This window comes from Streptomyces populi, from assembly GCF_002911015.1.
GTDB classification, from domain to species: domain Bacteria; phylum Actinomycetota; class Actinomycetes; order Streptomycetales; family Streptomycetaceae; genus Streptomyces; species Streptomyces populi.
Genome location: NZ_KZ626842.1, coordinates 104,742 through 118,632, shown reverse-complemented (window position 1 = coordinate 118,632; position 13,891 = coordinate 104,742). Strand labels below are relative to the sequence as shown.

The window sequence follows — 13,891 nt, the reverse complement described above, 5'->3', positions numbered from 1 at the left end:
GTCAGCCGGTCAGCCGGTCAGCCGGTCAGAAAGTGTCGGACAGCCAGGGCCTGACCCTTCTGCGCGCCTCGTGCAGACGGGACTTGAGCGTTCCGAGCGGAACGCCGACGCGCTCCGCGGCCTCCGCGTACTCCAGCTGGCAGATGTCGCGGTAGACCAACGGCTCGACCAGCTGCGGGTGTTCCCGCTCCAGGCGCTCCAGCGCCTCCAGGAGGTCGATCCTGGAACCCGCGATGACGCTCGTGGTGCGCGGATCGACGTACCGCGCGGCGTCGATGGCCTCCGGCCGCTCGGCGGCACGGCGCTTCAGCTCGCGGTACTTCTGCCGGGCGCAGTTGGCGACCACCGTGTACAGCCAGGTGCCGAACCGGCTTCGGCCCTCGAACGCCGTTATTCCGCGGGCGACTTGGAGCAGTACGTCCTGGGCCGCCTCCTCGGCGTCCTCACGGCAGGGCAGGAATCGCCCGCACCGCCGCACGACCTCGGGCCGGATCCGGCGGAGCAGGACGTCGAGCGCCTCCGGGTCACCGGCCGCCGCCTTCCGCGCGAGTTCCTCGGTCTCCGCCGCGTCCCCCACCTGGCGCTCCCCTCGATGCCGACCAGAGGCCAGGCATGATAGTCGTATGCACTCCCTGGAGCGGATCGGCCGTTACCGCCTCGAACGGCGCCTGGGCGCCGGTGGTTTCGGTGTGGTCTGGCTCGCCCACGACGACGTTCTCGACGCGGCCGTCGCGGTCAAGGTGCTCACCGAGAACTGGATCGACCGCCTGGACATCCGAGAACGCTTCCTCTCCGAGGCCCGGCTGCTGCGCAAGGCCGACTCCAGCCGGGTCGTCCAGGTCTACGACATCGGCGAACTCCCGGACGGCAGACCCTACTTCGTCATGGAGTACGCGGACGGGGGCACCCTCGCCGACCGGGTCGGGGCCGGACCGCTGCCCGTCGCGGAGGCGCTGCGCCTGACGGCGCTGGCGGCACGGGGCGCCGCCGCGCTGCACGCGGCCGGGATCGTGCACCGCGACATCAAGCCGTCCAACGTGCTGCTGCGCAGCACACCGGGCGGATCCGACCGGGTGCTGCTGGCCGACCTCGGGCTCGCCAAGATCCTGGCCCAGGCCTCCGGGCTCACCATCGCGGCGGGCTCGGCCGGTTACACCCCGCCCGAGCAGATCCGGCCCGGCCACGGCATCGACGAGCGGGCCGACGTGTACAGCCTGGGCGCCCTCGGCCACCACCTCGTCACCGGTTCGGTTCCGGGGCCGCCCGGGAAGGTCGAACGCCCCGACCGGCTCCGTACGGGCGTCGGCCCGGACGTCGGACGGGCGCTGCTGCGCGCCATGGAACCCGACCGGGAGCGACGCTGGCCGAGCGCGGACGCCTTCGCCGCAGAACTCGAACGGCTGGCCGGGGAGGCCGGGGACGAAGGTGTCCCCGCGCCCCGGCGGAACCGGCGGCTCCGGCGCACCCCGCTCCTCGTGTCCGCCGGTGTCGCCGCGGCCTGCGCCGTCGGCGTCACCGCCGTCCTGTCGGCGGACGGGCCCGGCGCGAGGACCCTGCCGGTCGCGGACCGCACGGGCCGGATCAGCGTCGAGGTGCCCGTGGCCTGGGGCGGGCAGCTGCGCGACTCGGGGTGGAACCCGCGGTCGCTGGGGCTCCGGGACGGCACCGAACCCGGTCTCGTCGTCGCGGACCGCCTGGCGAGCTGGCCGGACCTCCGGGCCGACGTCGACGGGGCCTTCGTCGGACTCAGCGAGCACGGCGACGTGACCGGCGAGGTCCGCGCCATCACGCACCCGGGATGCCACTACGCCGGGAGCCGCGCCTATTCCGGCGCGCGCTGGCACGGGCTGATACGGACCTGGGACGGCTGTGCGGGCACGGACGGCCGTCTCACCGAGGCCGCGCTGACCGCGGCGGGGAGCGGCGGGCGGGCCCAGGTGTACGTCCAGATCCGCCAGGAGGGCGGCGACGACCGCACGGCCGACGGTGTCATCGGCTCCCTGCGCGTCGAGGCCTGATCCTGAGCGGACGGGACCCGGCGGAATCCGGCGGGGATCCCGAGAACTTTTCGGTCCCCGGGCGCATCCAAGAGTAGTGACGAGGGGCGGCACGCCCCGCGCTCGTGCGATGGGCTCGTACGGAGATTCGCAAGGAGTGGTGACATGTCGACCTTCTCGCGCACGGTGGCGGACACGGACCGGACCGGCGCGGTGTCCGCGCACCGCGCTTCACCCACCGCCCGGCGGGCCGCGCTGCTCGTGGGCGTCGCCCTGCTGAGCCTGCTGACCGCCTGCAACGACGGCACCCCGCAGGGCTCTCCGAAGACCGTTCCCGGCACGGCCGGGCCGGCTTCCGGCGACACGGGCACGAAGGCGGGCTCGACCCCGGCCGCCAGCCCGGCCGCGAGCACCCCGTCGAAGAAGACGGGAACCGGGACGGGGAGCGGATCCGCCCCGGCCACGGCCACCTCCGGGAGCGGCGGCGGCAGCGGGCGCTGCCACACCTCGGAGCTGCGCGCCTCCGTCGGCCGCAACGATCCCGGAGCGGGGCAGGAGAACTTCCCCGTCGTCCTGACCAACAGGTCCGGGCGCACCTGCACCGTGCGCGGCTACCCCGGCGCGGCCTTCGTCGACGCGTCCGGCAAGCAGCTCGGGCCCGATCCCCGGCGGTCCCCGGGCACGCCGACGACGGTCGTGCTCGCGCCCGGCCACAGCGCGTGGTCGGGCCTCACCTTCTCCAATCCGGAGATCAGCGGCGCGGCCACGGCGACCCCCGCCTCACTGGTCGTCACGCCGCCCGACGAGCTGGACTCCCTCACGGTGACGTGGACGCAGGGCGAGGTACCCGTGTCCGGCAACGCGTCGTCGGTCCGTCTGACGGTCCTCAGCCCCGGGACCGCCCCCTGACCGTACGCGCGTGCCGGCCGCGGGAGCGTCGGCGACCTCGGCGGCGACGACTGCCGCGGCGGTGCGCGGCGCACCCGGGCGCCCCGCCGTCGCCGCGCCGGGCGGCGCCCCTCCGGGCACCGCCCGCCTCCCGGATCGCGCGGTTCGTCACAGAACGGCAACACGTCCCGATTGCCGCGACCTTTTCCGGAATTTCGCGCATCCCACCGTTTGACGCACCCCGTGAACGGCGCGTCGCACGGACGAGGCACCGGCCCCACGACCCGGGCCGGTGCCAGGAGCATCGGGGGGACGAATCATGAGCGGTGTCTCACGCAGGCGACTGCTGACCGCGACGGCGTCGGCGGGCGCACTGGGGGCCCTCGCGGCCTGTTCGGCCAGGGACTGGTCCATGGGAAGCGGCGGCGAGGGCCCCGCGCGGCCCGTGCCGGCCAGGAAGATCGGGGACGGTTCCACGGCGGACACCGGGGCCCAGCCGAAGCAGCCGAGGGCGGAGCGGCTGAAGCCCGGTGAACGCCCGCCGCAGTTCGTCGTCTTCTCCTGGGACGGCGCGGGCGAGCTGAGCAACAAGCTGTTCTCCCGCTTCCGCAAGGTCGCCGCCGACCACGGGGCGTCGATGACCTTCTTCCTCAGCGGCATATACACCCTGCCCGAGTCGAAGAAGCACCTCTACCACCCGCCGCGGCACCCCGTCGGCGCCTCCGCGATCGGTTACCTCTCCGACCGGCACATCCACGCGACGCTCCAGCAGATACGCGCGGCCTGGCTGGAGGGACACGAGATCGGCACGCACTTCAACGGTCACTTCTGCGGCCCGGACGGGGTCCGCCGCTGGTCGCCCGCCGAGTGGCGCAGCGAGATAACGCAGGCGAAGAAGTTCGTCACCGAGTGGCGGACCAACACCGGCTTCACCGACCTGGAACCGCTGCCGTTCGACTACGAGAAGGAGCTGACCGGCGGCCGCACCCCCTGCCTGGAGGGCCAGTCGAACCTGCTGCCGACCGCCGCCGCCCTCGGCTGGAAGTACGACGCCAGTTCGCCCGGCGGACTCCAGATGTGGCCCTCCAAGGTGCAGGGCGGCAGGATCTGGGACTTCCCGCTCCAGTCCATCCCCTTCCCCGGCCACTCCTTCCAGGTCCTGTCGATGGACTACAACCTGATGGCCAATCAGTCGAACGCCGACCCGCTCGGCGACCGCACCCGCCACGACGCCTGGCGGACGCAGGCCCGCGACAGCTATCTCGCCGGATTCCGGCGCGCCTACGAGAGCAACCGGGCCCCGCTCTTCATCGGCAACCACTTCGAGCGCTGGAACGGCGGCATCTACATGGACGCCGTCGAGGAGTCCCTCTCCCGGATGGCGGGGCACGACGACGTCCGCATGGTCTCCTTCCGCCAGCTCGTGAAGTGGCTGGAGGCCCAGGACCCCGCGGTCCTGCGGAAGTTGCGCACGCTCGGCCCCGGACAGTCGCCGCTCGGCGGCTGGGCCGAGTTCCTGGGCACGGCCGGGGCGGCGGACTCCGCCGCCCCGTCCTCCGGCACCGCCTCGTCCTGAGAGGTCCGGACAACGGGGGCCGCCGGAGTCCGTGGCGTCACCGGCGGCCTCCCCAGCCCCCTCCGCCGAACGATCCGTGACCGCCGGAACCGGAGCCCGTACCGTATTCGCCGTCCCGGACCGAGCCGCCCGATCCGTCCCCGGAGCAGAGGACGGACGTGGAGGAGCAGGAGCCGCCGGACGGTTCCGCGGACGGAGTCCCGTGGCCGGGGGTCGCGGCCGTCGCGGTGGGCGTCCGGGGGCCGGCCGGTGCCGTCGCGGGCGCGGACGGCTTTCCCGTGGTGGAACCCCTCGCGTCGCCCTTCGTGGAGTCCCAGTTGACGACCTCCAGTTGGAGCGAGGGCGACGAGGTGTCGAACGTCCAGTGCTGGACCGGCCCGTCCTCGCGGAGTTTGAGGACGAGCGCCGACTCCCCCTCGGCCGCCGCGGGGGCGAGGGCCAGGTCCTGGTTCCAGCGCGGCACGAGCACGCCCTGGAGGGTGAAGTCGTAGCGGGCGTTCTCGGCGGCGGGCTTCGACGGGCCCGCGCAGGGGGCCAGTCGGACGGAATAGCCCAGGTGCGAGTCGAGACACAGGCTCGGGTGGTCCGCGTCGCGCAACAGGCCGTCCGTCGCGTACGACCACTGTGCCGCCGACTCCGAGGAGCACGGGACGAGCCGGGCCTCGGCACCGGCCACGGGCTTCGCCTCGGCGAAGCCGACGCACAGTCCGGTCGCGGTGTTGTGCAGCCTGCCACGCACGGCGCCGTCCTTCTTCTCCCCGGTCCGGGTCCACGACGGGTTCGTGCCCCGGCTCGGTGTCGCGGAGGAGTGGCCGCCGTCGGCCGTGTCGTGCCGGCCGTCGGAGTCCGCGTCGGCCGCCCACAGGAGCAGCGGGACCGTGATCAGCGCGCTGACGGTCAGCACGGCGAGGGCGACGTCACGGCGTCCCGGTGCGCGCCGGGAGGCCTTGCGCCCGGTGGCCCTGCGGGACGCGCGTGTGCCGGTGCCGTTCCGGGGCGCGGCCCGGCGGCGCGAGGGACGGTCGTCCCCGCCGGGTGCGGGAGCGTCCTGTCCGGACGGGACCACCGGCTGCGGTGCGGTGGCCTCGTGGGCCGTGGACGGGGTGCCGGGGTGGGGAAAGCCGTCCGGTGCGGTGCGTGGGGGAAGGCCGGGCGGGCGGGCGTCGTCGGCGTCGGGCCGGAACTCGACGATCCCGGGGGTCCCGGCGGCCGGGCCGGCACCGGTGCCGAAGGGGGCACCACCGCCCCTGCCCGTGAAAGCCGGACCGGCGCCGGCTCCCGCGGCTCCGTCCATGAGGGCCTCGCCGACGGTGTCCGCCGGTCCGCCGCCGAAGGCGGGGCCGGTCCGGTCGCCCCGGGACTCCAGCGCCGCCGCGGCCCGCTCCCACCGCGAGGCCACGTAGGCGCGGGCGCCCCAGCCGAGCACCGCCTCGGCGAGCGGGACGGCGAGTTCGCCGTTGAACCGGCTCAGCTGGTCGGCCGCGTAGCGGCAGTGGCCGCACTCGTCCATGTGGGCGCGCAGGTCGGGGTCGAGGTCGATGCCGCCGCGCCGGAAGGAGACGTCGAGCATGCGGTGGTAGCGGCGGCACTCCTGGCTGGGGGCGAGTTCGTGGTGGATCTCCAGACAGCCCTGGCGCAGACGTTCCCTGGCCCGCTCCAGTTCGGTGACCGCGTCCTCGGGGGAGATCCCCAGCAGGGCGGCGGGAACCTCCGGGTGTTCGGCCTCCACCTCTCCGTGCCACAGCAGACAGCGGGAGGGTTCGGGAAGCCGCTGGAACGCCCGGGAGATCAGGCGCCTGTTCTCCGGCGGAAGCAGCCGTGCCGCCGCCCGGTCCTGCCCGCCCTCCCCGCCGGCTTCGGTCAGGAGGTCGGGATCGAGCAGTTCGCGCCGCTGGTCCACGAGCCACTCGGCCGCCATGCGGCGGACGGTGACGAGCAGTTGGGGCCGCCAGGCGGCGCTCGGCCCGCTCTGGTGCAGCGAATCCCCGAACAGGCGCGTGAATGAGGCGGTGGTGAGCATTCCGGCGGGACGTACACCGCCGGTGCACAGCCGCGCGTAAGAGAACACCGCCTCCCAGTGGCGGTCCAGGAGTTCCCCGACGGGATAGTTCGCCGACGCGCCCCCCTGCCTCTTCAGCTCGGCCGCGAGCCGTTCATCCGACACCTCGAACAAGCGGTCGGGGTCGGACGAATGCGACAGCGTTCCGTCATTCACGTCCGCTTTCCTTCCAAGGGCAGCGCGGCAGATAGTCCATACCAATGGGTATGTGGACCGCCCGCCGGAACCGGAGGGCCTACCCATGGGGGTGGCGTCGCGAACGACCACCTCCGACAGCCCTTTCGGGCGGGGCGAGCGGGCGCGCCGCACGCGCGCAGAACGAAGCCACTATTGTCTGCACGCCGACAACGCACACCATTGCACAGAGCGACGAGCAGTAACAAGCGATCCCGGACTTTCTCTTAATGCGGCGCCGGCGCGAATATTGACCGAATGTCAGTCAGTCCGCTCCAAAAGAAATTCGGAAACCCGGCGCTCCGACCTTCCGTCCCGAAGTCTCCACGATGGGAGCGCTCTCACGCGCTCATCCGAGCACCTTTCCGCACGGAATTCCCGTCACCCCGGCACGGACCTCCGGGGTTCCGGCCGAACGGCGCGGAGCGCTCCCGGCGGGCGTCAGTGGCCGCTGATCGCCCGGGGGGTGTACGACCGTTCCAGTTCCTCGGTCTCCTTGTCCGAGAGCTCCAGATCGAGCGAGGCGACCGCGTCGTCGACGTGTCCCTCCCTGGTGGCGCCGACGATGGGCGCGGTCACACCGTCGCGCCGCAGCAGCCAGGCGAGCGCGACCCCGGCGCGCGGCACGTCGCGCTCGGCGGCGATGCGGGCGAGGGCGTCGACGATCTCGCGGTCGCCTTCCTGGTACAGCTTCCGGCCGAACGCGTCGCCCCGGCTGCGTTCGGTGGCCGTGTCCCAGTCACGGGTGAGCCGGCCGCGGGCGAGCGGACTCCACGGCAGGACGCCGACCCCCTGGTCGGCGCAGAGCGGCAGCATCTCGCGCTCCTCCTCGCGGTAGAGGAGGTTGTAGTGGTTCTGCATGGACACGAACCGGGTCCAGCCGTGCAGCGTGGCCGTGTACTGGGCCTTGGAGAACTCCCACGCGTACATCGAACTCGCCCCGATGTAACGGGCCTTGCCCGCCTTGACCACGTCGTGCAGCGCCTCCATCGTCTCCTCCACGGGGGTGTGCCGGTCGAAGCGGTGGATCTGGTAGAGGTCGATGTAGTCGGTGCCGAGGCGGCGCAGACTGTTGTCGATCTCCGTCATGATCGCCTTGCGGGACAGGCCACGGCCGTTGGGGCCCTCGTGCATGGCGCCGTGGACCTTGCTGGCGACGACGATCTCGTCGCGGCGCGCGAACTCGCCGAGCGCCCGTCCCACGATCTCCTCGCTGGTGCCGTCCGAGTACACGTTCGCCGTGTCGAAGAAGGTGATCCCGGCCTCCAGGGCCCGGCGGATCAAGGGACGCGAGGCCTCCTCGTCGAGGGTCCATTCGTGGACGCCGCGGCCGGGCAGGCCGAAACTCATGCAGCCGAGGCAGATCCGGGAGACGTCCAGACCCGTCGAACCGAGTTTCACGTACTGCATGCTCACTCCTGCTCTCGCTGCCGGTGGGGGTGGGGAGATCCGAGGACAGATCCCTGCCCGCCGCGGACGCCCGGCAGCCCTACTCCACCGGGGCTTCCACGTCGTCGTACACCCGCGCCGACACGATCAGGCCATCGCCGCCCCGGGCGCAGACCGCGAGACCCGGCTGCGGGGGCAGGTCGGCGCCGCCCCAGCGGTCGCAGATGTACTCGAACGCGCTGCGGGTGCCGTCCTCGGTCACGGTGCACAGCTTGAGCGGGATACCGCCGCCCGCGGAGAAGAAGGAGTCGTAGAGCTCGGTCAGCTCCTTGGCCCCGGTGTGCCGGGACGTGTCGTCGGCCGGCCCGCGGAAGGAGCCGTCCGGTCCGAAGGCGGCGACGACGGCCGCGGTGTCCCCCGCGTCCAGGGCCGCCTTGTAGGCGCCCACCACGTCGGAGGGGTGCGCCAGCGGGTCCGGCGGCACCATCGGCCGGCGCACCACGTGCCGGCCGAGCAGCGGCAGGCGGGAGTGGTGGATCCGCACCGGTAGCGTGGAGGCGAGGTCCACGGCTGCGGCCACGGGCAGCCCGATGCGCTCCCCGTCCGTGCCCTCCAGGCGCACCACCCACTCCCCCACCGCCCGTCGCTCGCCGAGCGTGACGGCGACCTCCTCGATGTCCGCCCCGTGTTCCGCCCGCCAGGTGTCCTGCACGGCCAGCCAGGCCTCCAGGACCACGACACCGCTGATCCGGCCGGCCTCCGGGTCGTCGAGGGCGACGGGCACGGTGGCCGCCGCCGGATCGCGCAGGGCGTCGGCGAGCTCGGCGGCGCCGAGCCGGTCGACGAGGTCGGAGATCTGCGGGATCCAGACCATGGGGACTCCTGGGCCGTGCGGAGTGGTCGACTTCGATCGTGTGCCCGCACCGGCCCCGGCGCGACCCCAGCGGACGGGAGGGCGCGCCCCGTACGGCCGCGCCGGACCCTCCCGGTCAGCGCTCTGTCCGAATCCCGCCGGACGGGAGACCGCGCAGGGCGCACTGTTGGGGGTGAACACGCTGTGAGACCTCGGAAAGGACCGGACCGATGACGGTCTACACGACCATGGACAGCCCGCTCGGCCGACTGCTGCTGGTGGGTGAGGAGTCCGCCACCGCCAGGGGCGGCACCGCGCTCGCCGCGCTGTCCGTGCCGGACCAGAAGCACGGCGCGGTCGTCCAGGAGGGCTGGCACGAGGACGCGGACGCCTTCCGGGAGATCTCCTCCCAGCTGCGCTCGTACTTCGACGGCCGGCTGACCGCCTTCGACATCGAGTACGTGCCGAGCGGCAGCGACTTCCAGCGGCGCGTCTGGAAGGCCCTGGAGACCGTCCCGTACGGCACGACGGTCAGCTACGGGGAGGTCGCCGCACGGATCGGCGCGTCCAGGGCCGCGGTCCGTGCCGTCGGTACGGCGCTCGGGGCGAACCCGCTGCTGATCGTCCGCCCCTGCCACCGTGTGATCGGCGCGAGCGGGGCGCTCACCGGCTACGCCGGGGGCCTGGAGCGCAAGCGGCAGCTCCTGGACCTGGAGAGCGTGCCCGAGTAGCGGGACCGGGCGGGGCCTAGGATCGTGGGGTTCGCCCTCAGCCCCGCCGACGGCCGGGCCGCGGACCACCGGCCCGCGGTACGGGCCGCCTTCCAGGAGTCCCGCCGATGCCCAGCCCCGACGGCCGCCCCCACGACTCCCGCGTCCGTGTCCGCGGCGCCCGGGAACACAATCTGCGGGGCGTCGACGTCGACATCCCGCGGGACCTGCTCGTGGTGTTCACGGGCGTGTCCGGGTCCGGGAAGTCGTCTCTGGCCTTCGGCACGATCTACGCCGAGGCGCAGCGGCGGTACTTCGAGTCGGTCGCCCCGTACGCGCGGCGCCTGATCCACCAGGTCGGGGCGCCGAAGGTCGGGGAGATCACCGGGCTGCCGCCGGCCGTCTCGCTCCAGCAGCGCAGATCGGCGCCCACCTCGCGGTCGTCCGTCGGCACGGTCACCAATCTGTCCAACTCCCTGCGGATGCTGTTCTCGCGCGCGGGACGGTATCCGGCGGGCGCCGAGCGGCTCGACTCGGACGCGTTCTCGCCGAACACGGCCGCCGGGGCGTGCCCCGAGTGCCACGGTCTGGGCCGGGTCCACCGTACGACGGAGGAGTTGCTGGTCCCCGATCCCTCGCTGACGATCCGCGAGGGCGCGATCGCCGCCTGGCCGGGAGCCTGGCAGGGCAAGAACCTGCGGGACATCCTCGACACGCTCGGCCACGACGTGGACCGGCCCTGGCGCGAACTGCCCGCCGAGGAGCGGGAGTGGATCCTGTTCACGGACGAGCAGCCGGTGGTCACCGTACATCCGGTGCGCGAGGCCGAGCGGATTCAACGCCCTTACCAGGGAACGTACATGAGCGCCCGGCGCTATGTGATGAAGACCTTCTCGGACACGAAGAGCGCCACCCTGCGGGCCAAGGCCGAACGCTTCCTCGCCACCGCTCCCTGCCGGGCGTGCGGCGGCAGCAGGCTGCGGCCCGAGGCACTGGCGGTGACGTTCGGGGGACGGAACATCGCGGAACTCGCCGCGCTGCCGCTGACCGAGCTCGCGCGGTCCCTCCCGGGCGGATCCGAGACCGCCCGGGTACTGACCGAGGACCTCGCGGCCCGTATCGCCCCCGTCGTGGAGCTCGGGCTCGGGTATCTGAGCCTCGACCGGGCCACTCCCACCCTCTCGGCGGGCGAACTCCAACGCCTGCGTCTGGCGACGCAGTTGCGGTCCGGGCTGTTCGGTGTGGTGTACGTCCTCGACGAGCCGTCCGCCGGGCTGCACCCGGCGGACACGGAAGCGCTGGTGACGGTGCTGGAGCGGCTGAAGGCGGCGGGCAACTCGGTGTTCGTCGTGGAGCACCACTTCGACGTGGTGCGCGGCGCCGACTGGCTGGTCGACGTGGGCCCGGGGGCCGGGGAGCACGGCGGGCGGGTCCTGCACAGCGGGCCGGTCGCCGCGCTGGAGGGCGTCGGGGAGTCGGCGACGGCGCGCTTCCTCTTCGACCGCTCCCCCGGGCCCGCGCGGACCGTGCGCGAGCCCCGGGGCGTGGTGTCGGTCGGCCCGGTGACCCGTCACAATCTGCGCGGGGTCACCGCCAGGTTCCCGCTGGGCGTGTTCACCGCGGTCACCGGGGTCTCCGGCTCCGGGAAGTCCACGCTGATCGGCGAGGTGACCGAGGAACTCGCGGGCGTCGGACGGCTGGTGAGTGTCGACCAGAAGCCCATCGGCCGCACCCCCCGCTCCAACCTCGCCACGTACACGGGACTGTTCGACGTCGTGCGCAAGGTGTTCGCCGCGACGGAGGAGGCTTCGGCGCGCGGTTACGGGGTGGGGCGGTTCTCCTTCAACGTGGCCGGCGGGCGCTGCGAGACCTGTCAGGGCGAGGGGTTCGTCAGCGTGGAGCTGCTGTTCCTGCCGAGCACCTACGCGCCGTGCCCGGACTGCGGCGGCGCGCGCTACAACCCCGAGACCCTCGAGGTGACGTACCGGGGGCGGAACATCGCGCAGGTCCTCGATCTCACGGTGGAGGCGGCGGCGCGCTTCTTCGCCGACGCGGACACCCCGGCCGTCTCGCGCAGTCTCGGCACGCTGCTCGACGTGGGTCTCGGCTATCTGCGGCTCGGCCAGCCCGCCACGGAGCTGTCGGGCGGCGAGGCCCAGCGCATCAAGCTGGCGAGCGAGTTGCAGCGGGTACGACGGGGGCACACGTTCTATCTGCTCGACGAGCCGACGACGGGACTGCACCCGGCCGATGTCGAGGTGCTGATGCGGCAGTTGCACGGGCTCGTGGACGCCGGTCACACCGTCGTGGTGGTGGAGCACGACATGACGGTGGTGGCGGGCGCCGACTGGGTCGTCGACCTGGGGCCGGGCGGGGGTGACGAGGGCGGCCGGATCGTGGCCGCCGGGCCGCCCGAGCAGGTGGCGACGGCGCCCGGCCGGACGGCACCGCACCTCGCCCGGGCACTCGCCGGCCGTCGCTAGCGCCACGGCAGCGCTCCGGGCGGGTGTGTCAAAGGTCATGTATCCCTCGACACGAGGAAGTCGGGACGCCGGCATGGTGCCGCGCCGAGGGTCGGGGCGGGGGGAGCGGGGCGGTGCGCACAGAGTACGAGAGGCTGCCACGCGAGTACCGGATGAACCGGTCGAGGGAGCTGACGTTCCTCGTGGTGATCGTGACGGGGACCGTGAGCGTGGCGAAGGCCCTGTTCGACGCCGACGGTCTGTCCACCGCGTTCACGTACCCCTTCCTCGTCGCGTGGGCGGCGCTGATGGGCCGGCTGTTCCGCACCACCTTGCACAGCTCCACCACGGCGGACCTCGAAGCCATCCACGTACGCGGTGTGTTCAGGCGGCGCCGGCCGGCCTGGGAGGACATCCAGGGCATCCGGGCCGAGAGGAACCCCACCGCGGCGAGGAAGGACACCGCGCCCGCGGTGCTGGTGTACGCCTACGGCCGGGACGGCCGCAGGATGCTGCTGCCCTTCCTGGACAACCTGCACGTGAACGTCGCGAACGAGGTCGGGGCCCTGGTGGAGGCCTGGGAGGAGCTCCGCGGCGCAGACTGGGCGCCGAGCGCCGAGGCCGCCGTCCGCATCGACCGGCACGCCGCCCGCCGGGGCGCGCTGACGGCCGGTCTCTCCGCCGCGATGCCGGCGTTCGTCCCGCTGACCGTGCTGATGCTGCTGCCGCTCTTCGTGGACATGCCCGGATGGCCGGGGTCGGTGCTCCAGCCGCTCGCGGTGATCGGGGCGGGCCCGCCGCTGGTCTTCACGGTCACCGCGATCACCTCGTACCGCGGGCGCGTACGCAACGGCTGAACGGCGCCGGGGCGCCGGTCTCACCGGTGCGTCCCGGGAGGCGAGCCGGGGTCGCCCGTGCACCCCCACGCCGCCTCGGCCAGGGACCGGCGGTCGGGGTGGCCTCCCGCCGGGAGCAGGGGCCGCAGACTCACCTCGGCCACCAGACCGCGCGCCGAGACCACGCGCCACAGCGAGGCGAGCAGCGGGTCCTCGCCGACGAACGCGGGCGCGGTGCTCGTCGCTCCGGCGGCGGACCGGTACCGGATGCTCACCGGCTGGACCGGCACACCGGCGTCCAGCGCGGCCTGGAAGAGGGCCCCGCGGTAGCGGCCCCGGGCCCGGCCGCACCAGGTGCTGCCCTCGGGGAACGCGGCGACGGCCGAACCGCCGCGCAGGGTGGCGGCGACCTCGTCCACCGTGCCGGGCAGGGCGCGCAGCCGGTCCCGGTCGATGAAGAGCGTGCCGCCACGGGCGGCCAGCGCTCCCACCACGGGCCAGCCGCGCACCTCGGTCTTGGCGACCATCCGCGCCGGGCGGACGGCGGCGAGCAGCGGGATGTCCAGCCACGAGACGTGGTCGGACACGATCAGGACTCCGCCGGTGGGCCGCGCGGCTCCGGTGATCCGCGTCCGGACCCCGGCCGTGTGCACCACGGCCAGGCACCAGCGGCGGATCCACTTCTGGCGCGACGGGTCCCGCAGCCGTGCGATCAGCGGGACCAGGGCGATTCCGAGGACGACCACGGCCAGTAGCGCGGCCAGCCGAAGGACGGCCCGGGGCACGCCCGTCCAGGGGCGCCTGGACTCCACGCAGTCGCGCGGCGAGCAGGGGGCGGTGGGCAGCCAGGCACTGGCCGTCCGTACGGGCCCGGCGCCGGTCCGCCGGGGCTGGACGGAACCGGCGCCGGGCCGCCCGGCCGGCACGGGCCGGACGCCCGGCCGCGG

11 protein-coding genes are annotated in these 13,891 nt (G+C 73.6%); 6 read left to right on the top strand and 5 right to left on the bottom strand.

Going from position 1 to position 13,891, the window contains the following annotated elements:
• Positions 1 to 25: 25 nt before the first annotated feature.
• Positions 26 to 577 carry an RNA polymerase sigma factor gene (locus tag CW362_RS02740; protein ID WP_103547693.1) on the bottom strand — a complete coding sequence of 184 codons (552 nt, stop codon included), beginning with the start codon at positions 575 to 577 and terminating at the stop codon, positions 26 to 28.
• A gap of 46 nt (positions 578 to 623) precedes the next feature.
• On the opposite strand from CW362_RS02740, the gene CW362_RS02735 reads away from it, so the two are divergent.
• From CW362_RS02735 to CW362_RS02725, 3 genes are all read left to right on the top strand, one after another.
• Positions 624 to 2,018 (top strand): serine/threonine-protein kinase, encoded by a 1,395-nt coding sequence (locus tag CW362_RS02735; protein ID WP_103547692.1) that lies wholly within the window; start codon positions 624 to 626, stop codon positions 2,016 to 2,018.
• A gap of 144 nt (positions 2,019 to 2,162) precedes the next feature.
• Complete coding sequence (locus CW362_RS02730) at positions 2,163 to 2,906, top strand: DUF4232 domain-containing protein (RefSeq protein WP_103547691.1); 744 nt, start codon at positions 2,163 to 2,165, stop codon at positions 2,904 to 2,906.
• Positions 2,907 to 3,204: 298 nt separating this feature from the next.
• Complete coding sequence (locus CW362_RS02725) at positions 3,205 to 4,461, top strand: polysaccharide deacetylase family protein (RefSeq protein WP_206300843.1); 1,257 nt, start codon at positions 3,205 to 3,207, stop codon at positions 4,459 to 4,461.
• A 37-nt stretch (positions 4,462 to 4,498) separates the two neighbouring features.
• Here CW362_RS02725 and CW362_RS02720 read toward each other — a convergent pair whose 3' ends face one another.
• From CW362_RS02720 to CW362_RS02710, 3 genes are all read right to left on the bottom strand, one after another.
• Positions 4,499 to 6,676 (bottom strand): ricin-type beta-trefoil lectin domain protein, encoded by a 2,178-nt coding sequence (locus CW362_RS02720; RefSeq protein WP_240657621.1) that lies wholly within the window; start codon positions 6,674 to 6,676, stop codon positions 4,499 to 4,501.
• A gap of 459 nt (positions 6,677 to 7,135) precedes the next feature.
• Complete coding sequence (locus CW362_RS02715) at positions 7,136 to 8,104, bottom strand: aldo/keto reductase (RefSeq protein ID WP_103547689.1); 969 nt, start codon at positions 8,102 to 8,104, stop codon at positions 7,136 to 7,138.
• Between the two features lie 79 nt (positions 8,105 to 8,183).
• Entirely contained in the window at positions 8,184 to 8,957 is a 774-nt protein-coding gene (locus tag CW362_RS02710; protein ID WP_103547688.1) for a nuclear transport factor 2 family protein, read from the bottom strand.
• Between the two features lie 209 nt (positions 8,958 to 9,166).
• Here CW362_RS02710 and CW362_RS02705 point away from each other — a divergent pair, with 209 nt between their 5' ends.
• The 3 genes from CW362_RS02705 to CW362_RS02695 all read left to right on the top strand — a co-directional run bounded on the left by CW362_RS02705 (position 9,167) and on the right by CW362_RS02695 (position 12,965).
• Entirely contained in the window at positions 9,167 to 9,667 is a 501-nt protein-coding gene (locus CW362_RS02705; RefSeq protein WP_103547687.1) for a methylated-DNA--[protein]-cysteine S-methyltransferase, read from the top strand.
• A gap of 107 nt (positions 9,668 to 9,774) precedes the next feature.
• Positions 9,775 to 12,129, top strand: a complete 2,355-nt coding sequence (locus CW362_RS02700; protein WP_103547686.1) for an ATP-binding cassette domain-containing protein — start codon at positions 9,775 to 9,777, stop codon at positions 12,127 to 12,129.
• Positions 12,130 to 12,242: 113 nt separating this feature from the next.
• Entirely contained in the window at positions 12,243 to 12,965 is a 723-nt protein-coding gene (locus tag CW362_RS02695) for a PH domain-containing protein (protein ID WP_103547685.1), read from the top strand.
• 20 nt (positions 12,966 to 12,985) lie between these two features.
• Here the strand turns inward: CW362_RS02695 and CW362_RS02690 are convergent, their stop codons facing one another.
• Complete coding sequence (locus CW362_RS02690; protein WP_240657624.1) at positions 12,986 to 13,789, bottom strand: lysophospholipid acyltransferase family protein; 804 nt, start codon at positions 13,787 to 13,789, stop codon at positions 12,986 to 12,988.
• Positions 13,790 to 13,891 lie beyond the last annotated feature (102 nt).